This window comes from [Brevibacterium] flavum (genome assembly GCF_019317305.1).
Classification (GTDB): domain Bacteria; phylum Actinomycetota; class Actinomycetes; order Mycobacteriales; family Mycobacteriaceae; genus Corynebacterium; species Corynebacterium glutamicum.
Map to the genome: position 1 here is coordinate 1,308,176 of NZ_CP079240.1, position 21,489 is coordinate 1,329,664.

Here is a 21,489-nt window from a genome sequence, read left to right on the forward strand (position 1 = left end):
AAAATCTTTTAAGCAGTGGTGATTTTTCAAATAACCGGTAGGCTGGAGTACTTGTCCAATGGTTTCGCACAAGGTTACGAGAAACCACTCTTCAACATAGGTGAAATGAATTCATGACTTCTCACTTGCTTCACGGTCTCTGGATCAAAGATCGCGGTCTGCAACTGTGGATTGAGCAGGTCGAAGGGCACCGAATTGTGCTTCCAGAGGCGGTGGAAAAAGGCACGTTCCCGCCGGTAGTGGAGCAAATCCTTGACGGGAAAACCTTCCGCGCGCGCATGAATGTGCATCTGCGCACTCCGAAAGGGCGCCATGTTGAGCTGCCCACGCCAACAGCAGCTTTTACCCCTGAAGAAGCAGTCACGGTTTTCTCACAATTAAGTTTTTTGAAAGCAGAAACCCCTGCCGCCACCCGAGCGCAACGTGACTCCATTGCGCCCGATCTGTGGTGGCTGATTGCCATGTATCAAGGCCTGGCGCGTTTTGTGCAGGCCGGCCGCGTCACGCTTCGCACGGTGATGATGGATAATGCCTGGTGGCCGCAGTGGCAACTATCTGCCAGCCTGTCGGAGCGTGGGTGGCTCGCGGAAATGAACCATGCCGCGCCGGGTATTTTGCGGATTAATGGTGGCCGAGATTTGGCCGGAAGCATGTCCAATGAGCTTCCGCACTGGATCGCCAACGCCATTTTGCGTGATTACCGCGATGAAACCATGCCGTATGCGCGCCATGAGTTTGTTGAGGCGTTGCTGTTTAACCATTCGCTGCGCAAGGGCTCGACCATGCTCACCCATGCGCTGAATCAGTGGAAAAACACCATTACATCTGCGTCTTTGCAGCTGGTGATTTTGGTGGAGGAGCCCCCTGCGGAATCGGATTATGAAGATCCGATGGATTCCGTGTGGCCGGTGCGTTTGATGGTGCGCACGGGCGTGGATGCGCCACAGGCGATTCAAAAAGGATCGATTGATAGCGGGGGAATGGAGAAACTGCGCTCCCAATACGAAACCGCAAAAACCACCTCCATGCTGCTGGATCCTGCGCGCGAAGACGCGATGCTGGGGCATATGGTGGACATCGCCCAAAACGGTGACTGGGATATTTTCTTAACCACCGAGGAGATCGTCAACTTTATCTCCCACGATGTAGCCAAGCTGCGCAAAGCCGGCATTCCCGTCATGCTGCCCAAAGCCTGGAGCACCTATGAAACCCGCGCGCAGGTGGAAGCGCGCACGCCGAATGATGCCGCGGACTCTTCAACCAAGGCAATCATTGGCCTTGACCAGCTCGTGGAATACAACTGGCGCATCAGCGTCGGCGATATTCAGCTGTCCGACGAAGAGATGCGCGAACTCATCGATTCCAAGACAGGCCTCATCCGCCTGCGCGGCGATTGGGTCATGGCGGACCAAGACGCGTTGCGACGCATCACCAGCTACATGGAGGAACTATCAAAGTCCTCCGAAAAACGCGCGCGCACCGAAATGGAAAAAGTGGCCATGCAGGCCAAACTCGCCGAAGCAAACGGCGAAGAAGGTTGGCAACTCCTGGCTGCCAAGGCTGAAACTCTCCGCAAGGAATTCAATGAGAAATTCAGTGGCGATGGACAAGGCGAAGTAACCCTTGCTGAACTGCGCGAAATCGCACTGAAAGCCGCCGAAAACGAACCAGTGGAATTCACCGGCTCGCAATGGTTCAACTCCTTGCTCGGCGGCACCGAAACACCCGCGCCGGTGCGCGTCGACATCCCCGACACGGTCCTTGCTGACCTGCGCGAATACCAGCGACGTGGCGTGGACTGGCTGTACTGGATGTCCGCAAATAATTTAGGTGCAGTGCTTGCCGACGACATGGGCTTGGGAAAAACCCTCCAGTTGTTGTCCCTTTTGGCAGTCGAGCGCGCAGAAAACCCAGAGTTGGAACGCGGCCCGACGCTCGTGGTGTGCCCAACATCTGTGGTGGGAAACTGGGCAGCCGAGGCGGCTAAATTTGTGCCTTCACTAAAGGTATTGATGCATCACGGCCCGCAGCGTTTGAATGATGCCGATTTCCTGAGTCAATCCAAGGGCATGGACTTGATTATCACCTCATACGGTGTGATCACCCGCGATTTCAAACTCATGGGCCAGGTAGGTTTTGAACGCGTCGTGCTCGATGAAGCGCAGGCAATTAAAAACTCTTCCACACGCGTATCAAAGGCAGTGCGCTCGTTGCCTTCCCGCCACCGCGTTGCACTGACTGGCACGCCCGTGGAAAACCGCCTGTCTGAAATGCGCTCCATCTTGGACTTCTGCAACCCCGGCGTGCTGGGTTCTGCATCGTTTTTCCGCAACCACTTTGCCAAGGCCATTGAGCGTGAACAAGACGACACCATGACTGAGCGCCTCCGCCAGCTCACCGCACCGTTTATTTTGCGACGCCTCAAAACCGACCCGAATATCATCGACGATCTGCCTGAGAAAACCGAACAGATCATCCGCGTGGATATGACCACCGAACAGGCATCTCTGTACAAAGCGCTGGTTGAAGATGTGCAGAAACAACTCGATGAACGCCAAGGAATGTCACGTAAAGGCCTGGTCCTGGCGACCATCACGCGCATCAAGCAGATCTGTAACCACCCAGCGCACTTCCTTGGCGACGGCTCAGAGGTGACACTGAAAGGTAAACACCGTTCCGGCAAGGTGGAAGCGCTCATGGAACTGATCGATACGGCAGTAAAAGAAGAGCGCCGCATGCTGATCTTCACCCAGTACGCAGCCTTTGGCCGTATTTTGGCGCCGTACCTGTCTGATCGATTGGGAACGAATATCCCATTCCTGCACGGCGGCGTGACCAAACCAGGACGCGACCGCATGGTGGCGGAATTCCAATCCGAAGACGGACCACCGGCAATGATCCTGTCTTTGAAAGCCGGCGGTACTGGCTTGAACCTGACAGCTGCATCCATCGTGGTCCACATGGATAGATGGTGGAACCCAGCCGTGGAAAACCAAGCAACTGACCGTGCCTTCCGCATCGGCCAGCGCAAAAACGTTGATGTATACAAGATGATCACAGTCGGAACCATGGAGGAATCCATCCAAGATATCCTCGATGGAAAAACACACCTGGCCAGCGCCATCGTGGGCGAGGGCGAAGGCTGGATCACCGAACTCAACCCAGAAGAATTGGCTATGCTGATGAGTTACCGCGAAAAGGAGGGTGCAGATGACTGAATCACGCCGCGTGAAAATGGATAACGTTATTTACGCCAATTTTGGCAGCAAACAGCGCGTATCTACTCCTGATGACCGCACCCAGGTGATTAATAAATCACGACACAAACAATTCAGCCCAGCGGGTACTCGTACCGTGATGTTGACGGAGAAAAACGCCGACAGCGGACGACGGTCCCGCGGTGAGCAGTACTACCGAAACGGCAATGTCACCGGCATGACTGTGCTGGAAGGCCGCGTGGAATGCACTGTCGCGGGCTCCCAAAACGAGCCGTTTGTTACCACAGTGACCTTCCCATACCGAAGCTCGGAAAAACTCCGCGAAGCCTACGCAGCTATTGCGGATACTCCCAATGGCCTGCGGCTTGTGCGTGATGGGCATCTGACCTCCTCCATGCTGGATCACTTGGTGGGAAGTCCTGATGAGTCGATTTATTTTGACTGCACCTGCCCCGACCGATCGCTTGTGTGTAAACATGCCGTTGCCAGCGCGTATCACGTTGCCGAGAAGATGACCGCGGACCCCGGTCTGATCTTGGATATTCGTGGTCAAGGGATGGCTGGATTAGAAGCACTTATTCGGACCTATCACACCAAGGTTGAAACTGAACCTGAAGACAATGACAGTTTTTGGAACGGCAGGGAACTTCCTGCTTTGCCTGATCCAAAGATTGCCCCTGCTATCGACGATTCCGATATCAACTACCTCCACAAGGCTTTAAGGATGGTCTCATACACCTCCCTGGAGCAGCTTCGTGCGGTCAGTGATATTGAAGATATGTACGAGATTTTGGTAGCCAACCACCCTGATAACCAGCAAGTGTATGAGGAAGAAGACACTGATTAACCAGGGCTTATGGTTGTGGGCTACCCCCGAATAGGAAACCATGTCCACCGTGCATGATGAGATGGGCGTTATGAATACAACAGTAAAGTTTTTACACTCCTCGGACCTACAAATAGGCATGACACGGTGGTTCTTATCCGATGAAGCCCAGGCCCGTTTTGACGATGACCGGATTAGGGCCATCGAAAAGATGGGCAAGATCGCACGGAAAAATCAGTGCGAGTTCATTGTGCTCGCCGGCGACGTCTTCGAGCACAACTCTTTAGAACAACGCACCACTGGACGTGCCTTAGAAGCCTTACGATCCTTAAAGCTGCCGGTTTATCTGCTGCCGGGTAACCATGATCCTTTAACAGCGGATTCGTTGTTTTACCGCGCCAAAGATATTGATGGCGTGACAATCTTGTCGGACACCACCGTGCATGGGGTGGCCTCTGGGGTGGAAATTATTGGAGCACCCTTGCTGCACAAGATGGCTACTTCAGATCTAGTGGCAGAAGCATTGAAAGATTTGGAACCAACCTCCAACATCCGTATCGCTGTGGGGCACGGCCAAGCAGAAGCTCGCACCACTGACCACCGGGCTGACTTAATCGATCTGAACACTGTTGAAGCCAAATTGGCTGACGGTACGATTGATTACCTCGCTCTCGGCGATACCCACTCGGCTCAGCCAGTAGGTACCAGTGGAAAAGTCTGGTTTTCTGGAGCTCCAGAGACCACAGACTTCCATGACTTAGATCCAGACCGCGTGGGCGGTGAGGTGAACTCTGGCAAAGTTCTCATTGTCAGCGCCTCAAAGGGTGACGTTTCAGTCGAAGAAGTCGAGGTGGGGAAGTGGACCTTCCACGCTTTATCTAAAGAAATCACCTCGGGTACCGATGTGGAAGATTTCTTGGATACCTTGCAGGCATACCCTGATAAATCTCGAACAGTCATCAAATATGGTCTCCGCGGAACCATCACCCTGGAACAAAACAGGCGTTTGGAAGAAGGCATCGCTGGGTTAGAAGACGTCTTTGCCTCACTCAAGCCTCGGGAACGCACCACTGACCTCGTGCTGGAGCCAGGGGAGGAAGAATTAGCCAATCTCGATGCCACAGGTTACGCCGCTGAAGTATTGCGAGAGCTCGCTGACTCTGTGGTCAATGGTGCAGCGTCGGAACAAGACCGCGATGCGCTCAACCTATTGTTCCGACTAAGCCGGGAGGTCTAAGACATGCGTATTCATGAAATCATCATTGACAATTTCCGAGCCATCGAACATCTAGAACTTCGTGACATCCCTGACCAGGGCGTTATCGTGATCCACGGTGACAATGAGCAAGGCAAATCTTCAATCCTTGAAGCCATAAAAACAGTTCTGAATAGTAAACACAGAACCACCAGCAAGACGATCAAGGCCATTCAGCCTGTTGATCGTGATGTTCCCATCAGCATCACCCTCGAGGCAACCGTAGGCACGGTTCGATTCCGCATACACAAACGCTTCCTAAAATCCACAGCCGCAGAACTGCAAGTCATCGAGCCACGTCCATCCAACCACCGTGGACTAGAAGCCGAAGCTGCACTGGCGGAAATACTGGAAAGCCATTTGGACACCTCTTTGCTTGACGCATTGTTTATGAAACAGGGTGAAGTAGAAGCAGGTATCAGCGCTGTAGGAATTCCTACCCTGACCAGCGCTTTGAACGCTCAAAATGGCAATACCGAAGATGCCACCGAAGACACCGCACTCATGGAGGCTGTAGAAAAGGAATACCTAAAGTTCTACACCAACTCCGGAAAGGCGAATACGAGGTTCCTACAGTTTTCCAAACAGGTGGAAACCCTTCGTGCTGATTTGGATCAGGCAAACGCTGAAGTAGCAAAGCTCTCCTCCCATGTTGACCGAGTTAAACGATTGGAAATTGATCGGGATCAGGCCACAGCACAGTTACCCAAGGCAGAGGAAGAACTCGCAGGGAGGAAAGCAGAACTGGAGGAAGCCCAAAAGGTTAAAGCTCAAGCCACGGAAATCCTTGCGCAGTTTTCCCGGGCGGAAGAACAGTTAGAGCAGGCAACAGGAGCTCAGAAACGACGTAAAGAACTCCGCAATAAGCTGGAATTAGCACAGACAGAAGTCGAAAAGGCTGAAGCAGGGCAAGAGAACCTGGCGCAAGAAGCTTCCCGTGAAGCAGAAGAATTCCTAGCCTTAAGTGAAAAGTTCGAGGCAGCGCGCGCAGCTGAAACTCTGGCCGTTGAAAAGGTGAAAGCAGCACGTCAATCGGTTGCTGGAATCAAAAACCGTGACCGTAAAGAACACCTCACGGTTATGCTTGGTGAACTTGATCGAATTGGGCAGCGCCTCTACGAATTGCGCAGCGTCCAGCACTCATCGGTGCGTGTGAGCCAGCGTGATATTGATGCTCTGCAAAAGGCGATCACCGAGGTCGATATCCAAAGGACGCTTGTTGAAGCGCAGCAGGGAAGTATTACCCTCAGTGCTTCCACACCCACCGACATTCAACTAGGTGATGACACCGTTTCAGCTACCGACGCTGGAACCACAGTTGCCCTCGACCGAGAACTCACCGTCGTGGTCGGCGATGTCACCTTGGTGATTAACCCAGGAAAAACAGCAGCGGAAAGTCGCACCGATTTTGAATCCGCCGAGGCAGCATTGGCGGAGCTGCTTGATCAACTCGACGTCTCAGACTTGGACCAGCTCAGGGAACGTTTCACTGCCCAAGAGCAACGAGACGCGGATATTGCAGAACTGGTTCGCGAACAACAGCGCATGAGCGGTGGGACAGAAACAACAGTTTTACGTGCCGAGCTAGAAGGCCTGCACGTCCCAGAGGATCTAGACCCATCAATTTCTGTGGATGATGCGCAAACTCAGTTGAATGAGGCAGAAGAATCCAGAGAGCTCGCTGCGGAGGCGCATAAACACGCAAATGCAGCACTTGATGGATTGCGTTCGCGTCCCGTAGATAAAGCTCTGACAGTTTTCAACGCTCAGCTCGCAGCACTGCAGAGAAACCTCTCTTCCACACAAGTTGAATTAGACCGTGCAGTGGCAGAAACCTCGGATGACGAAGTTGATGCTGCTGTACAGCGGTGCGCTGAAGCTCTAGCTAGGGTGCGGGTACAGAAGCAGGAGATTGAACAGGTCTTGGCAAAAACCAACCCAGACATGGCTCAACGCTTGTGTGATGCTGCTGAAGCAAATGTGCGATCGTATAAAACGGCAGTGTCTGATGCCACCACAGAGTTGGTGCGCCTGGAAGGCCTCATCGGTGTAGCTGCAGGTGCGAAAGAACGACTAGATAAAGTTAAGTCTGCGCTGACAGCAGCTGAAAACCGGTTTGAATCAGAACAGCGTCGCGCCCACGCTGCACGTCGTCTCTTTGACCTCATGGTGTTCTACCGAGATGAATCCCGAAAGCGCTACGCAGCACCCTTCGCGGACAAACTATCCAGGCTGGCAGCATCCGTATTTGGAGAATCAGCAGACTTTGATCTTGATGATGAGCTGAAGATCTCCAGTCGTTCCATAGGACCACGAACAGTGGACCTTGCCAATCTTTCTGGCGGCGCAAAGGAACAGCTGGCAATCCTCACCCGCTTTGCTATCGCCGAATTGGTAGCAGAATCCTCCGCGCAAGATGCTGTGCCTGTGTTTATTGATGATGCATTGGGAAGCACAGACCCAGAGCGACTGACCCGCATATCTACTCTGTTTAGTGATGCAGGCAAGGACTCTCAGGTGTTTGTTCTCACCTGTGTTCCAGACCGGTACAACTATGTAGAGGTCACCCAAAAGCACAGCATCGAGTCATTGAAAACTGCCAACGCTCTGCTGTAGCTGAGCAAAAAGCCAAGCAAATAGCCAAGCAAGTAGCTGATCAAGTAACCAACCCCTGCAGCCACTCATGCAGCGAAACGGAGCATTTCCCATGAGTCTTCATCCAGAACCCAGCATTTTGTTTAGCTCATCTCTAAAGCTCCTGATCTGGATACGAGGACTCCTGCGGAAAACCGTGTGGCTAGTGAAGCTACCCGGCATCTCATGGGGGAGAAGACTCCTGTTGCGTATGTTCACGATGTTCTGATCAAGGGCGTGCCAGTGCGGATATACAGTCCGCACCCCAACGACGGGCCGCTTCCTGTCTTTATCTACTTCCATGGTGGCGGATGGGTTTTGGGGGACCTTGAATCAGTGGATTCCACCGTGCGCGATATCGCCGTTGCTTCAGGCGCCCTGTGTATCAGTGTAGATTATCGCCGTGCACCGGAACATCCTTTTCCCGCTGCATTGGATGATTGCCAAGTAGTCACGGAAGCTGTCCTCAATGGTGAACTCGCCAGTGCTAACCAGCAGCTAGTGACAGTCGGCGGGGACAGCGCCGGTGGCAATATTGCGGCGGTCATCGCTCAACAGCTGCGCGATCAGATCACCCACCAAGTTCTTGTGTATCCGGTGATGGACGTAATCTTGCTGGTGATTTGTTCTATCATTACCACTGGTTTTGCGCTGCGCATGCATCCAAAGAGCAAGGACAAGACGGAGACGATTTCTGATGAATTCCGCGTTCGACCCCTGCTGAAAAAGCCAATGCGAGCCGCTGGATCATGTACTTCGTTGGCGGAATTGGCCTGCTCTACAGCGTGTTCAGCCTGTGGACAGGTGGCGTAACCGGACTGACGTTGAACTCCTTCAACTTCCTGTTCCTGTCACTCGGCATGGTGCTCACCGCTAATTACGGGCCAGAATATTACGCAAAGCTTATTCGCGAAGGCATCCAAGGAACGTGGGGATTCATTCTTCAATTCCCGTTCTACGCAGGCATTTTCGGGTTGATTTCCTTCACCGGTCTGGGTGTTGTGATCTCCGGATTTTTTACCTCGATTTCCACGGCAACCACGTGGCCGGCCTTTGCGTTCCTTTACTCCGGGCTGCTGAACATCGCGGTTCCTTCAGGTGGCTCGAAATTCATCATCGAAGCCCCGTACATCATCCCAACCACAGTGGATTTTGGCGCTGACATGGGCCTTGTCCTGCAGGCTTATCAAATGGGTGATGGCGCGACCAACCTGCTCATCCCGTTCTTCGCGCTGCCATATTTGGCCAATTTCAAGATCAAATTCAGCCAAGTGGTGGACTATACAGTTCCGCCGGTCCTCGTTGTTATCGCCGTGACCTGCATTTACCTGTTCCTGCGAGCATCAATGATGTAAAAAGATGCTTCTCGACGCCAAAAGCCGCGGCACCTTCAGCAATTACTGAAGGTGCCGCGGCTTTTCGTTTGTGGGCGCTTAAGCAGCCTTGATTGCGGAGCCGTCGATCTCGATCTTGATCTTCTCAGAAACCAGAACGCCACCGGTGGAGAGTGGAGCCTGGAAATCTACGCCGAAGTCCTTGCGGTTGATTTCGGTGGAGGCTTCGAAGCCAAGGCGGGTGTTGCCGAATGGATCCTCAGCAACGCCACCAACCTCAACGTCCAGAATGACGGACTTGGTGGTGTCACGAATTGTGAGGTCGCCGGTAACGGTGCCTTCGTTTTCGTTCTTGATAACAAAGGAAGTAGCTTCGAAAGTCATTTCAGGGAACTTGTCTACTGCGAAGAAGTCGTCGCCCTTAACGTGTGCATCGCGGTCTGCGTTGCCGGTGGTAACGGAAGCGGTCTTGATAACAACCTTTGCAGAGGAGTTCTCTGGGTTTTCAGCATCTACAACAATGGAGTCGGTGTACTCGGTGAATTCACCGCGAACCTTGGTAACCATTGCGTGGCGAGCCACGAACTTGATTTCGGTGTGTGCAGGGTCGAGGGTCCAGGTGCCAGTCAACTTGCTCATTGTGAAGTCCTTTTCGGTGAAAGTGTGTTTCGTTTTTAACGGTACCGACACTCTTGCATCTGTGCAGTTTGTGTCGCTGCCGTTGTTCGTTTCTATCCTAATCAAGATTGATGACGTGTCAACAATATTTCTAAAAAACTTGATGTGGAAACTAAAATCCGCAGGTGGGGGCGTGAATAAAATTGTTTGTTGGGCCGGAGAGTGGGCTGCTGTGTATCGAGCTTTTAACAGGGGGTTCTTTGAATAAATCTTCAGGAGCAGGCTAGGGTAGGTGATATGACAACACCACGATGGCTCTCCACTGAAGAGCAACAACTCTGGCGCATGATCTTGTCTGCAACCCGCAAAATGGAACGCACACTAGATGAGACCCTCGTGGAAAACCACAACCTGACCACTTCAGAATTTGCAGTACTAGTTACTCTTTCTGAGGCAACAGGTCAGCAAATGCGCCTGCGAGACATGTGCCAAGAACTAGATTGGGACCGCAGTAGAACCTCCCACCAAGTCACCCGCATGGACAAAAAGGGCTTAGTGGCCAAGGTTAAATGCGCAGGTGACGCACGAGGTGTGAACGTAGAAATCACCCCGGAAGGTGAACGACGCCTCAAGGATGCCGTACCTGCTCATGTAGAAACAGTCCGCCAACTAGTTTTCGACCCCATGGAAGAACGCCACATGGAAGGACTTCGTTCCTACCTCACCGCAGTGTTGAACTCCAACACCTGCATTGAGATCAACAACCAACGCGCGGCAGAGCTGTAAGGGTTTACTTGGAGCGTTTTCTCAGGGGTTTTTAGGGGTTGGGAGAGGGGAAATCCCCGATGTGCTCTAGGTTCTTATTGGCGATGATTGAAGAAGAAAGAAAAACTCAATCAGCCATAAAGGAGCTTGATCCCGATGACTTTCCCAGCACAATCTCGACGACTCGCCCGCAGCACCACCGACAAATGGATCGGCGGCGTCGCTGGTGGCCTTGCAGAGACCTACGGTTGGAATCCGGCCTATGTGCGTCTCGCGTTCGCGGCCTCGGTTCTGTTTCCACTGCCAGGTTCCCAGATCCTGTTCTACGCCCTAGCGTGGCTGATCATCCCATCCCGAGAAAATCGCTTCTAACGTGCGTTGCATAACGCAGGAAGCCTGCACCAGAAGTTGGGGCAGGCTTTTTTAATATGCAATTGGTGGGGTGGGACTAGCCAACAAGGCGGGCGAAGCAGCGCGACACCTGAGCCAAACCCTCATTGTCATCAATATAAAGCTCGGAAAGAGGCCAGCTGCGCTTCGGGGTATGAATTTCCAGAAGGGAGTGAACTGCTTGTCCTTCGGAATGGCCCAGTGCGTCAACCTCTTCATTGCCCAGGGCAACTACTGACAAAGTCAGGTTGAAAGGTGAAATGACGGGGATCATCACCTGGGTTGCGCCATTGTCGAGGTGCTCGCGGGCGTCAGCATAAAGCTCGGCAACTGAGGTGCCCGTGGTGATGGGAACGACTGGAGTTAGTGGGTCGATCTTTTGCATGACGTCGTGGACTTCATTGAGTGCTTTGAAGTACACGGTGGCTGTCAGGAGTCGAAGCTCGGTGGTCTGCTTGGCGGAAGCCGGGTGCGTCTTCATGTTCATCTTTCTCAACAATCTATAAATATTCGCAACAACTTAGGGGCAGTCGGTGGGAACTTACGCAAAGTACTTTCAAGCGGTACCGACTCGAATCCAATTCTTAAAGCTTGCTTAAGGGAATTGTAATCTAACTCTTATTATTTGGCGTCGCTGTCCAAAAGCTTAGAAAAAGGTGTTTTCATTAAATTAGATTTTCTATCCGTTTAGAATAGCCTGTCACAAGCGCTGAACCAATTAAGAGGACAGCGTGTTGGCTGTCTTAATTAAATACACGTGGAAGTACCGATGTGATTGAATTCGCTAATCTTTAAGTGACCAAATTCGCCCCCATACAGGGTTTCGTTGAAATTGAAGTTTATGGGGCAAATGAAAATATCCTGAGTAGCATGGGCTTATGAGCACTGATAGCCAAAACCCTGTGAGAAAATCCTGCGCACAGCCACATTCTTGTTCCCAAGAGGTGCGATTGAAAGCGATGTCCAGGTCACCGCTTACCAAAGATCTAAATCAACTTGAACACCTCGAGTTAGATAAGTCACTAACTGCGTGGTCGTGGGCAGAAGATGATCCTTTGTACCTCGCAGGTGAGAACTTAAACGGCAGTTACCTCATTGTCGCAGGACGAGTGCGGGTCTCTCGCGACACCATCGACGGGAAAGAACTCACCGTTGATATTGCAACGCCCGGCGATGTTATTGGTGCGATAGATACAGAACCTCAGCCGGCAGTAGATTCCGCTTGGGCAATAGAAACGACCTGTGCGCTGTTTCTTCCAGCAACCGCGTTGGCAACTGTGATTGAACAGCATCCAAGTTTTGCTTTGGCGATGATTCGGATGCAGCAGCAACGTTTGGCTACAGCCAGAGATCACGAAATTAACCTGACTACGACCACAGTTGAGCAACGAGTAGCTATTGCAGTGAGAACTCTGGGACGAAAAATCGGGCAACGACGACCCGATGGAATCTTGCTCATTCAAGTTCGAATCCGGCGGGAAGATGTTGCGGGTTTAGCAGGCACCACCGTGGAATCTACTTCTAGAGTTTTGGCGCGATTACGTAAAGAAGGGGTCATTGATAGCGGTAGGGAATGGATTGCCGTGGTCGATGAACGGCAGCTAGATGCCATAATCGGGGAGGACTTTTAGTACTTTCCGCTTGTTTGATCTAGGTCAAGGAACTCCCCTCGGCTAGTCCTTAGAGTCAAATGTGTTCAGACAAACACTGGCACCGTAAGGCACCGAAAGTTACCGAAAGGACTGGTTCCCATGACCGCCCCAAACACTCTCAAGCAAACAACTCTTCGCTCTGATGAGTTCTCTTGCCCATCCTGTGTCTCCAAGATTGAAAACAAATTGAATGGATTGGATGGCGTCGACAATGCAGAGGTGAAGTTCTCCTCGGGAAGAATCCTTGTTGATCACGACCCCAGCAAGGTCTCTATCAAGGATCTAGTCGCTGCAGTCGCAGAGGTTGGCTACACCGCAAAGCCATCAGCAATCTAAAACTCTCAGTTAGACCATTACAAGCCACCGGAGCCACAAGTTGGACCGGTGGCTTTGTCGTCTATTCGGGGAGTGGCTGTTTTTGGAGCTCTTTGACGCAGGTCAAGGAAGTTCAGTGAGCGCAACCATAACGTTAAAGGTAAGGAAAAGAGAGAAAGGGAGAAATCATGAAAACGTGGAAGACCTGGGGGGTCGTCGGAGCTTCAGGCCTCTTGATCATTTTGTCGTGGTTGAGTTCATCGAGCCCGATGCTGGCAGATGCATTCATGATCGCGGCTGCAATTGTTGCAGGTTGGCCGATCGCGCAGTCTGCATATCAGGCACTTCGAATTCGAATGGTCTCGATTGACTTACTGGTCGTTGTGGCTGCCGTTGGTGCCATGTTCATCAACAACTATTGGGAGTCTGCGGCGGTGACGTTCCTCTTTGCCCTTGGCAAGGCACTGGAACGCGCGACAATGAACCGCACACGAAAAGCATTATCGGATCTGGTGGATGCAGCTCCAGAAACTGCAACAAGGCTCAACGCGGATGACTCAACAGAGGTAGTTGAGCTGTGGGAGCTGGAGCCCGGTGACATCGTCTTGGTACGCAATGGCGAACAAATTCCCGTCGATGGACACGTGATTGCGGGTGTCGGTGGAATTGATGAATCCAACATCACGGGTGAATCAATGCCGGCTGAAAAGGGTCAAGGCTCTGATGTGTATGCAGGAACCTGGCTGCGATCTGGTGTTTTGAGAGTCGAGGCAACAGGAATTGGTTCAGACTCAACCTTGGCAAAAATCATTCACCGCGTTGAAGACGCCCAGGATGACAAAGCCCGCACACAAACATTCTTAGAGAAATTCTCTAAGTGGTACACCCCGGGCGTCATGATCGCCGCCGCAGTGGTGGGACTTATTACCTGGGACGTAGAACTAGCACTGACGCTCTTAGTGATCGGCTGCCCCGGCGCGTTGGTTATCTCCATCCCGGTGTCCATCGTCGCAGGCATCGGCCGTGCTGCACGCGATGGCGTGTTGATCAAGGGTGGAGAATACCTAGAAACCGCCGCGAAAGTCGACGTCGTTGTCGTGGACAAAACTGGAACGCTGACCACCGGCCGCCCAGAACTCACCGACGTAGAAGTCATCGAGCCCGCCTACAGCCAGGGCGAGGTGCTGGAGCTCGCCGCGCGCGCCGAGACGGCTTCAGAACATCCGCTTGCCGACGCCATCATCCGTGGTGCCCAGGATCGGGGGCTGTCCACAACATTGGTGGAAGCAGCTGAAAACATCACCGGCCGAGGCATTATCGCAAATGTTGATGGACAGGCAGTTGCTGTTGGATCTGCTGAGTTACTTGATCATGAACCAGACTCGACCAGGATCCTGGAGCTAAATGCCGAAGGAAAGACCGCGATGTTTGTCGGAGTGAACGGACACGCCATTGGAATCGTGGCCGTCGCCGACGCCGTTCGTTCAGACTCGTCACCAGCAATTAAGTCACTGCATAAGGCAGGTATCCAAGTTGTCATGGCGACTGGCGATGCTCACCGTGTTGCACAAAACGTAGCCTCCAAACTGGGAGTGGATGAAGTCCACTCAGAACTATTGCCTGAGCAGAAATTAGAGCTGGTGCGTGATCTGCAAGCTGCCGGTAAAACGGTCGCGATGGTGGGCGACGGAGTCAACGACACCCCAGCATTGGCAGCTGCTGATATCGGAGTAGCGATGGGCGTGGCAGGTTCCCCTGCAGCCATTGAAACCGCTGATATCGCACTCATGGCGGATCGTCTCCCACGGCTGGCACATGCAGTGACCTTGGCAAAACGCACCGTAAGAACCATGCGCATCAATATTCTGATTGCGTTGGCTACCGTGATGGTGTTACTAGCTGGCGTCCTATTTGGCGGAGTTACCATGTCGGTTGGCATGCTCGTTCACGAAGCAAGCGTGCTGCTTGTTATCAGCATCGCCATGCTGTTGCTGCGTCCAACACTTAAAGAAGATGCTGCGCAAGCAAGCGATATTAAACGCTCGGAAATACAACAGATCGCATAACCAATGGCTGGGTACTGATGTGGTGATCAGTGCCCAGTTTCTTCTTTCTACTAGTGTCGGATAGAAGTACCCCCCAGTCCAGAATGACGGTCACCACCAATGTCAGAGAATTTGCCAGCGCCCGAGAATCTCCTGGACGCCGAGAGAATTCAGATGATCAAGAACTTCCGCAACGAATTAACGGGGTTCATGCTCAACTACCAATTTGGCATTGATGAGATCCTGACCAAGATCAACATCCTGAAAACTGAATTCAGCCAGCTGCACGAATACGCACCTATCGAGCACGTATCTTCACGATTGAAGACACCAGAAAGCATCGTCAAAAAGGTCATCCGAAAAGGAGACGAGCTCTCCCTCGCAGCTATCAAAGACACAGTGTTTGATATCGCAGGCATTCGAATCGTCTGCAGTTTCCTCAAAGATGCCTACGCAATCGCCGATATGCTGACCAACCAAAAAGACGTCACGGTCATCGAGGTCAAAGACTACATCGCTAACCCAAAGCCGAACGGCTACAAGAGTTTGCACCTTATCCTCCAAGTGCCTGTCTTTTTGTCTAATTCCGTGGAGAAGGTCAATGTTGAAGTCCAGATCCGCACCATCGCCATGGACTTTTGGGCAAGCCTCGAGCACAAGATCTACTACAAATTTGAACAAGAAGTTCCTCAGTCAATCCTTGATGAGCTCAGTGAGGCCGCGGAGATCGCCAGTGCCCTCGATGTAAAGATGGAAAGAATCCACGGGGAAGTGAAGTCACTTAAACCTCCAGTTGAAACCACTGACAGCGGAGAGGCGAAGTTACCCTCTGCGATAACTTTCAACGAGATTTTTGGTCGAGACTTCAGCGCTTGAAAGAGAATTTGATGCACAAGGATTTTGAGAGAGCCACTGCGAAATGTAGTAGAGACGTCTTTTGGATCCCAAGCCCGGGGGTAGATCCAAGATTGTCGATTTCCTCGTTCGCCTAGAAGCGTTGAAAAGCCCCTTGAAACTGGCATTAAAGGAAAATGGTCCCCATCACTGTAATAGGGATGGGAACTATTTATTAAGTCTATTTGCGGTTTGTTCTGTTTTTAAGTTTGGCTTCAGAAGTGACAAAACCAAAGTTGATTCGACGCATATTTGCGAAGTATAGATCCGGGTCCTCTTGAAGAAGCAGAATGCGATCGACACGGTGAGCATCAATCACCTTATCTTTCTCACGGCTCATCCTGATGATCCATTCCTAGAGTGGGACTACCTCCATCTTATAGCTTTCCTTGGATGGAGGGGACCCCATTATGAATAGCGAAAACCTCCAACATACTGCGCAAACAGCATGTTGGAGGTATTTAATGTGCCCCCGATAGGAGTCGAACCTACGACCTTCGGTACCGGAAACCGGTGCTCTATCCACTGAGCTACGGAGGCGAACCGTCACCATCTCCTTTAGTGGGTGATGACAACGGTGTGATTCTATCACCATCTACTAAGTGGAAAGCAATTAGCCAGCCGTAATTGGGGTGGGTGTGTTGCCTTCGACCCAGGTGGCGTCGGTGTGTCCGGTGCGGAGGTAGTCCACAACAATGTCGTTGATTGCTTGGTTGGTGCCGCCGATGGATTGGCCGTGTCCTGGTCCGTTGACGGTGACCACGTGGGCGTTCATGGCGTCGGCAAGCTCGTTGTGGGTCCAGTATGGGGTTTGTGGGTCGCTGGTTCCCTGGAGGAGCAGTGGTTGGACTGCTAGTTGAGATCCGTCGGTTGGCTGGCGGCCGCTTGTTGGGGTGATGCCGGAGCAGGCTTGTCCGGAGCTGAATTTAACGGAGTAAATGTCAAAGACGTCGCCGGTGACCATGCTTGTCCAGGCCATGCGTGCCATTGCTACTGGGTCTGGTGCGACGGTGTTTTCGTTGCACATGACCATGCGCTGCATGTTGACGCTGGCGTTGACGCTTTCGATGACGTATGGGTCGTCGCCGGTGTCGGTTACATCAGGGATGGGTGTTTGCCCTGAGATGGCGCCTGCGAGCATTGGCCAGGTTGATGGCTGTGGGATGTAGGCGCGGGTGACGTTGAGCAGAGGGCTCAGTGACTGGTTGGATCCAGGGTTTAGGAGCTGGGTGGCAAGGCCCTGGAGTTGCACGGAGGTTGGGTTGTTGGCGGTCATGATGTCGGCGCCTGCTTGGCCGGCCCATGCGAATGCTGGTGGGACATCGCCAACTTGTGCTGGTGGTGGAGCAACGGTTGGGTTGGTTCCGGTTTCGGCGACGATCTTGTTTGACCAGTTTTGGTACACGGCTAGTGGGGTAGCGCCGAGGCCATACGTGTCGTTGTTTTCTGCAACCCAGGTGAAGAAGTCGTTGAGGGAGTTTTTGTAGCCCTGTTCTTGGGAGGCCATGATGCCGTTCCATGCCAGGCTGGGTGCCATTGCGGAATCGAGGACAACCTTGTCGGTGTGCTGTGGGTAGCGGGTGGCGTAGACCGATCCGAGGTAGGTTCCGTAGGACAGTCCGAAGATGGAGATCTTGTCATCGCCAAGTGCTTGGCGGACGCGTTCCCAGTCGTTGGCGGTGTTGTCGGTGGTCAGGCTGGAGGTGTAGCCGGGGGTGCCGATCTCGCAGGATTCTTTAACGAAAGCGCCTTCGCGGGTGAGCAGCGAGAGGAAATCGTATCCTGGTGCGATGTTGTCGCAGTTAACCGGTGTGGAGCCGACCATTCCGCGAGGCTGCACTGCAACGAGGTCGTAGTTTTGGTACATGGCTTCTGGCCAGTTCATGGATTGGCTGCCGAAGAAGCTATAGGCATCGCCACCAGGGCCACCGGAGTTACCGAAGATGGTGCCGTGCTTTTCGCCTTGGGCAGGGACCTTGACAAAGCCCACGCTGATATCGCCAAGTGAGGGATCAGAATAGTGCATGGGCACGTCGATGCTGCCACATTGAGCGGAGGCAATATCTACCTGAGGTGGGCATTCTTCCCAGCGGATGTTTTCTTGCGCTGCTGCAGTGGGCATTGATACCAAAAAGGGGCTAAGCGCAGTCGAGGCGGCAAGAACTGCTACTACCTTTTTTATTGTCGAACGGGGCATTACGGCTCCAAGGACGTTTGTTTTCTGGGTTAGTTACCCCAAAGAGCATATACAGAGACCAATGATTTTTCATTAAAAAGGCAGGGATTTGTTATAAGTATGGGTCGTATTCTGTGCGACGGGTGTACCTCGGCTAGAATTTCTCCCCATGACACCAGCTGATCTCGCAACATTGATTAAAGAGACCGCGGTAGAGGTTTTGACCTCCCGCGAGCTCGATACTTCTGTTCTTCCGGAGCAGGTAGTTGTGGAGCGTCCGCGTAACCCAGAGCACGGCGATTACGCCACCAACATTGCATTGCAGGTGGCTAAAAAGGTCGGTCAGAACCCTCGGGATTTGGCTACCTGGCTGGCAGAGGCATTGGCTGCAGATGACGCCATTGATTCTGCTGAAATCGCTGGCCCAGGCTTTTTGAACATTCGCCTTGCTGCAGCAGCACAGGGTGAAATTGTGGCCAAGATTCTGGCACAGGGCGAGACTTTCGGAAACTCCGATCACCTTTCCCACTTGGACGTGAACCTCGAGTTCGTTTCTGCAAACCCAACCGGACCTATCCACCTTGGCGGAACCCGCTGGGCTGCCGTGGGTGACTCTTTGGGTCGTGTGCTGGAGGCTTCCGGTGCGAAAGTGACCCGCGAATACTACTTCAACGATCACGGTCGCCAGATCGATCGTTTCGCTTTGTCCCTTCTTGCAGCGGCGAAGGGCGAGCCAACGCCAGAAGACGGTTATGGCGGCGAATACATTAAGGAAATTGCGGAGGCAATCGTCGAAAAGCATCCTGAAGCGTTGGCTTTGGAGCCTGCCGCAACCCAGGAGCTTTTCCGCGCTGAAGGTGTGGAGATGATGTTCGAGCACATCAAATCTTCCCTGCATGAGTTCGGCACCGATTTCGATGTCTACTACCACGAGAACTCCCTGTTCGAGTCCGGTGCGGTGGACAAGGCCGTGCAGGTGCTGAAGGACAACGGCAACCTGTACGAAAACGAGGGCGCTTGGTGGCTGCGTTCCACCGAATTCGGCGATGACAAAGACCGCGTGGTGATCAAGTCTGACGGCGACGCAGCCTACATCGCTGGCGATATCGCGTACGTGGCTGATAAGTTCTCCCGCGGACACAACCTAAACATCTACATGTTGGGTGCTGACCACCATGGTTACATCGCGCGCCTGAAGGCAGCGGCGGCGGCACTTGGCTACAAGCCAGAAGGCGTTGAAGTCCTGATTGGCCAGATGGTGAACCTGCTTCGCGACGGCAAGGCAGTGCGTATGTCCAAGCGTGCAGGCACCGTGGTCACCCTAGATGACCTCGTTGAAGCAATCGGCATCGATGCGGCGCGTTACTCCCTGATCCGTTCCTCCGTGGATTCCTCCCTGGATATTGATCTTGGCCTGTGGGAATCCCAGTCCTCCGACAACCCTGTGTACTACGTGCAGTACGGACACGCTCGCCTTTGCTCCATCGCGCGCAAGGCAGAGACCTTGGGTGTCACCGAGGAAGGCGCAGACCTATCTCTACTGACCCACGACCGCGAAGGTGATCTCATCCGCACACTCGGAGAGTTCCCAGCAGTGGTGAAGGCTGCCGCTGACCTACGTGAACCACACCGCATTGCCCGCTATGCTGAGGAATTAGCTGGAACTTTCCACCGCTTCTACGATTCCTGCCACATCCTTCCAAAGGCTGATGAGGATACGGCACCAATCCACACAGCACGTCTGGCACTTGCAGCAGCAACCCGCCAGACCCTCGCTAACGCCCTGCACCTGGTTGGCGTTTCCGCACCGGAGAAGATGTAACAATGGCTACAGTTGAAAATTTCAATGAACTTCCCGCACACGTATGGCCACGCAATGCCGTGCGCCAAGAAGACGGCGTTGTCACCGTCGCTGGTGTGCCTCTGCCTGACCTCGCTGAAGAATACGGAACCCCACTGTTCGTAGTCGACGAGGACGATTTCCGTTCCCGCTGTCGCGACATGGCTACCGCATTCGGTGGACCAGGCAATGTGCACTACGCATCCAAAGCGTTCCTGACCAAGACCATCGCCCGCTGGGTTGATGAAGAAGGTCTGGCACTGGACATTGCATCCATCAACGAACTGGGCATTGCCCTGGCCGCTGGTTTCCCAGCCAGCCGTATCACCGCGCACGGCAACAACAAAGGCGTAGAGTTCCTGCGCGCGTTGGTCCAAAACGGTGTCGGGCATGTGGTGCTGGACTCCGCGCAGGAATTGGAACTGCTGGATTACGTTGCCGCTGGTGAAGGCAAGATCCAGGACGTGTTGATCCGCGTAAAGCCAGGCATCGAAGCACACACCCACGAGTTCATTGCCACTAGCCACGAAGACCAGAAGTTCGGATTCTCCCTGGCATCCGGTTCCGCATTCGAAGCAGCAAAAGCCGCCAACAATGCAGAGAACTTGAACCTGGTTGGTCTGCACTGCCATGTTGGTTCCCAGGTGTTCGACGCCGAAGGCTTCAAGCTGGCAGCAGAGCGCGTGTTGGGCCTGTACTCACAGATCCACAGCGAACTAGGAGTCGCCCTTCCTGAGCTGGACCTCGGTGGCGGATACGGCATCGCCTACACTGCAGATGAGGAACCACTCAACGTCGCAGAAGTCGCCTCCGACCTACTCACCGCAGTCGGAAAGATGGCAGCTGAACTGGGCATCGACGCACCAACCGTGCTTGTTGAGCCCGGCCGCGCCATCGCAGGCCCCTCCACCGTGACGATCTACGAAGTCGGCACCACCAAAAACGTCCACGTAGACGACGACAAAACCCGCCGCTACGTAGCCGTGGACGGAGGCATGTCCGACAACATCCGCCCAGCACTCTACGGCTCCGAATACGACGCCCGCGTAGTATCCCGCTTCGCCGAAGGAGACCCAGTAAGCACCCGCATCGTGGGCTCCCACTGCGAATCCGGCGATATCCTGATCAACGATGAAATCTACCCATCTGACATCACCAGCGGCGACTTCCTCGCACTCGCAGCCACCGGCGCATACTGCTACGCCATGAGCTCCCGCTACAACGCCTTCACACGGCCCGCCGTCGTGTCCGTCCGCGCTGGCAGCTCCCGCCTCATGCTGCGCCGCGAAACCCTCGACGACATCCTCTCACTAGAGGCATAACGCTTTTCGACGCCTGACCCCGCCCTTCACCTTCGCCGTGGAGGGCGGTTTTGGGTTTCTGGGTTTCTTTGCGAACTTAAGGTATCTAGGGGTCTGCAGTCGAGGCCTCAGAGGTTTTATTGCTCGACTTCACGTGTGCTGACTTCGCGTGCTCAACTTCTCATGAGGCGACATCAGTCGAAAAGCCGGTCATTGTCGAATGAAG

Annotated in this window: 18 protein-coding genes and 1 tRNA gene; 14 read left to right on the forward strand and 5 right to left on the reverse strand. The window is 53.3% G+C overall.

The genetic code is table 11. The annotated features are described in order from the left end of the window. Positions 1 to 113: 113 nt before the first annotated feature. The 6 genes from KW808_RS06380 to KW808_RS06405 all read left to right on the forward strand — a co-directional run bounded on the left by KW808_RS06380 (position 114) and on the right by KW808_RS06405 (position 9,288). Positions 114 to 3,218, forward strand: a complete 3,105-nt coding sequence (locus KW808_RS06380) for a DEAD/DEAH box helicase (RefSeq protein ID WP_462574541.1) — start codon at positions 114 to 116, stop codon at positions 3,216 to 3,218. Beyond that, positions 3,211 to 4,065: an SWIM zinc finger family protein gene (locus KW808_RS06385; RefSeq protein ID WP_003861264.1), complete on the forward strand. Its 855-nt coding sequence runs from the start codon at positions 3,211 to 3,213 to the stop codon at positions 4,063 to 4,065. Before KW808_RS06380 ends, KW808_RS06385 begins: the two co-directional genes overlap by 8 nt. Positions 4,066 to 4,105: 40 nt before the next feature. Then, entirely contained in the window at positions 4,106 to 5,281 is a 1,176-nt protein-coding gene (locus KW808_RS06390) for a metallophosphoesterase family protein (RefSeq protein ID WP_034983683.1), read from the forward strand. 3 nt (positions 5,282 to 5,284) lie between these two features. After that, entirely contained in the window at positions 5,285 to 7,915 is a 2,631-nt protein-coding gene (locus KW808_RS06395; RefSeq protein ID WP_003861267.1) for an AAA family ATPase, read from the forward strand. Between the two features lie 177 nt (positions 7,916 to 8,092). Then, complete coding sequence (locus tag KW808_RS06400) at positions 8,093 to 8,746, forward strand: alpha/beta hydrolase fold domain-containing protein (protein WP_230622927.1); 654 nt, start codon at positions 8,093 to 8,095, stop codon at positions 8,744 to 8,746. Next, entirely contained in the window at positions 8,683 to 9,288 is a 606-nt protein-coding gene (locus tag KW808_RS06405) for a TIGR00366 family protein (RefSeq protein ID WP_074495474.1), read from the forward strand. Before KW808_RS06400 ends, KW808_RS06405 begins: the two co-directional genes overlap by 64 nt. Before the next feature lie 78 nt (positions 9,289 to 9,366). Here the strand turns inward: KW808_RS06405 and KW808_RS06410 are convergent, their stop codons facing one another. Next, on the reverse strand, positions 9,367 to 9,906 hold the full coding sequence (locus KW808_RS06410) for a YceI family protein (RefSeq protein ID WP_003861273.1): 540 nt from the start codon (positions 9,904 to 9,906) through the stop codon (positions 9,367 to 9,369). A gap of 276 nt (positions 9,907 to 10,182) precedes the next feature. Between KW808_RS06410 and rosR the strand changes: the two genes are divergently transcribed. Together rosR and KW808_RS06420 are read left to right on the forward strand one after the other, a co-directional pair. Further along, entirely contained in the window at positions 10,183 to 10,671 is a 489-nt protein-coding gene (gene rosR, locus KW808_RS06415; RefSeq protein ID WP_003861276.1) for a MarR family transcriptional regulator RosR, read from the forward strand. 135 nt (positions 10,672 to 10,806) lie between these two features. Next, on the forward strand, positions 10,807 to 11,022 hold the full coding sequence (locus KW808_RS06420; protein ID WP_003861279.1) for a PspC domain-containing protein: 216 nt from the start codon (positions 10,807 to 10,809) through the stop codon (positions 11,020 to 11,022). Positions 11,023 to 11,098: 76 nt separating this feature from the next. Here the strand turns inward: KW808_RS06420 and KW808_RS06425 are convergent, their stop codons facing one another. Further along, a complete protein-coding gene (locus KW808_RS06425; RefSeq protein ID WP_003861281.1) occupies positions 11,099 to 11,521 on the reverse strand; it encodes a hypothetical protein in 423 nt (140 codons plus the stop codon). Positions 11,522 to 11,999: 478 nt separating this feature from the next. Here KW808_RS06425 and KW808_RS06430 point away from each other — a divergent pair, with 478 nt between their 5' ends. The 4 genes from KW808_RS06430 (at position 12,000) to KW808_RS06445 (ending at position 15,928) form a co-directional block, all read left to right on the forward strand. Further along, a complete protein-coding gene (locus tag KW808_RS06430; RefSeq protein WP_003861283.1) occupies positions 12,000 to 12,671 on the forward strand; it encodes a Crp/Fnr family transcriptional regulator in 672 nt (223 codons plus the stop codon). 120 nt (positions 12,672 to 12,791) lie between these two features. After that, entirely contained in the window at positions 12,792 to 13,028 is a 237-nt protein-coding gene (locus tag KW808_RS06435) for a heavy-metal-associated domain-containing protein (protein ID WP_003861284.1), read from the forward strand. Between the two features lie 167 nt (positions 13,029 to 13,195). Beyond that, positions 13,196 to 15,073 (forward strand): heavy metal translocating P-type ATPase, encoded by a 1,878-nt coding sequence (locus KW808_RS06440; RefSeq protein ID WP_003861285.1) that lies wholly within the window; start codon positions 13,196 to 13,198, stop codon positions 15,071 to 15,073. 99 nt (positions 15,074 to 15,172) lie between these two features. Next, positions 15,173 to 15,928: a GTP pyrophosphokinase gene (locus tag KW808_RS06445; RefSeq protein WP_003861286.1), complete on the forward strand. Its 756-nt coding sequence runs from the start codon at positions 15,173 to 15,175 to the stop codon at positions 15,926 to 15,928. A 199-nt stretch (positions 15,929 to 16,127) separates the two neighbouring features. On the opposite strand, the gene KW808_RS06450 is transcribed toward KW808_RS06445, so the two are convergent. From KW808_RS06450 to KW808_RS06460, 3 genes are all read right to left on the reverse strand, one after another. After that, entirely contained in the window at positions 16,128 to 16,286 is a 159-nt protein-coding gene (locus KW808_RS06450; RefSeq protein WP_003861287.1) for a hypothetical protein, read from the reverse strand. Positions 16,287 to 16,413: 127 nt separating this feature from the next. After that, positions 16,414 to 16,486 (reverse strand) — tRNA-Arg (locus tag KW808_RS06455). Positions 16,487 to 16,559: 73 nt separating this feature from the next. After that, positions 16,560 to 18,068: an alpha/beta hydrolase gene (locus tag KW808_RS06460; RefSeq protein WP_003861288.1), complete on the reverse strand. Its 1,509-nt coding sequence runs from the start codon at positions 18,066 to 18,068 to the stop codon at positions 16,560 to 16,562. Positions 18,069 to 18,291: 223 nt separating this feature from the next. Between KW808_RS06460 and argS the strand changes: the two genes are divergently transcribed. Beyond that, positions 18,292 to 19,944: an arginine--tRNA ligase gene (gene argS / locus KW808_RS06465; protein ID WP_003861289.1), complete on the forward strand. Its 1,653-nt coding sequence runs from the start codon at positions 18,292 to 18,294 to the stop codon at positions 19,942 to 19,944. A 2-nt stretch (positions 19,945 to 19,946) separates the two neighbouring features. Further along, positions 19,947 to 21,284, forward strand: a complete 1,338-nt coding sequence (gene lysA, locus KW808_RS06470) for a diaminopimelate decarboxylase (RefSeq protein ID WP_003861293.1) — start codon at positions 19,947 to 19,949, stop codon at positions 21,282 to 21,284. Positions 21,285 to 21,489 lie beyond the last annotated feature (205 nt).

Coding starts and splice junctions, on each gene's coding strand:
- KW808_RS06380 (WP_462574541.1), top strand. CDS start 114: ATGACTTCTCACTTGCTTCACGGTCTCTGGATCAAAGATCGCGGTCTG.
- KW808_RS06385 (WP_003861264.1), top strand. CDS start 3,211: ATGACTGAATCACGCCGCGTGAAAATGGATAACGTTATTTACGCCAAT.
- KW808_RS06390 (WP_034983683.1), top strand. CDS start 4,106: ATGTCCACCGTGCATGATGAGATGGGCGTTATGAATACAACAGTAAAG.
- KW808_RS06395 (WP_003861267.1), top strand. CDS start 5,285: ATGCGTATTCATGAAATCATCATTGACAATTTCCGAGCCATCGAACAT.
- KW808_RS06405 (WP_074495474.1), top strand. CDS start 8,683: ATGTACTTCGTTGGCGGAATTGGCCTGCTCTACAGCGTGTTCAGCCTG.
- KW808_RS06410 (WP_003861273.1), bottom strand. CDS start 9,906: ATGAGCAAGTTGACTGGCACCTGGACCCTCGACCCTGCACACACCGAA.
- rosR (WP_003861276.1), top strand. CDS start 10,183: ATGACAACACCACGATGGCTCTCCACTGAAGAGCAACAACTCTGGCGC.
- KW808_RS06420 (WP_003861279.1), top strand. CDS start 10,807: ATGACTTTCCCAGCACAATCTCGACGACTCGCCCGCAGCACCACCGAC.
- KW808_RS06425 (WP_003861281.1), bottom strand. CDS start 11,521: ATGAAGACGCACCCGGCTTCCGCCAAGCAGACCACCGAGCTTCGACTC.
- KW808_RS06430 (WP_003861283.1), top strand. CDS start 12,000: ATGTCCAGGTCACCGCTTACCAAAGATCTAAATCAACTTGAACACCTC.
- KW808_RS06435 (WP_003861284.1), top strand. CDS start 12,792: ATGACCGCCCCAAACACTCTCAAGCAAACAACTCTTCGCTCTGATGAG.
- KW808_RS06440 (WP_003861285.1), top strand. CDS start 13,196: ATGAAAACGTGGAAGACCTGGGGGGTCGTCGGAGCTTCAGGCCTCTTG.
- KW808_RS06445 (WP_003861286.1), top strand. CDS start 15,173: ATGTCAGAGAATTTGCCAGCGCCCGAGAATCTCCTGGACGCCGAGAGA.
- KW808_RS06450 (WP_003861287.1), bottom strand. CDS start 16,286: ATGAGCCGTGAGAAAGATAAGGTGATTGATGCTCACCGTGTCGATCGC.
- KW808_RS06460 (WP_003861288.1), bottom strand. CDS start 18,068: ATGCCCACTGCAGCAGCGCAAGAAAACATCCGCTGGGAAGAATGCCCA.
- argS (WP_003861289.1), top strand. CDS start 18,292: ATGACACCAGCTGATCTCGCAACATTGATTAAAGAGACCGCGGTAGAG.
- lysA (WP_003861293.1), top strand. CDS start 19,947: ATGGCTACAGTTGAAAATTTCAATGAACTTCCCGCACACGTATGGCCA.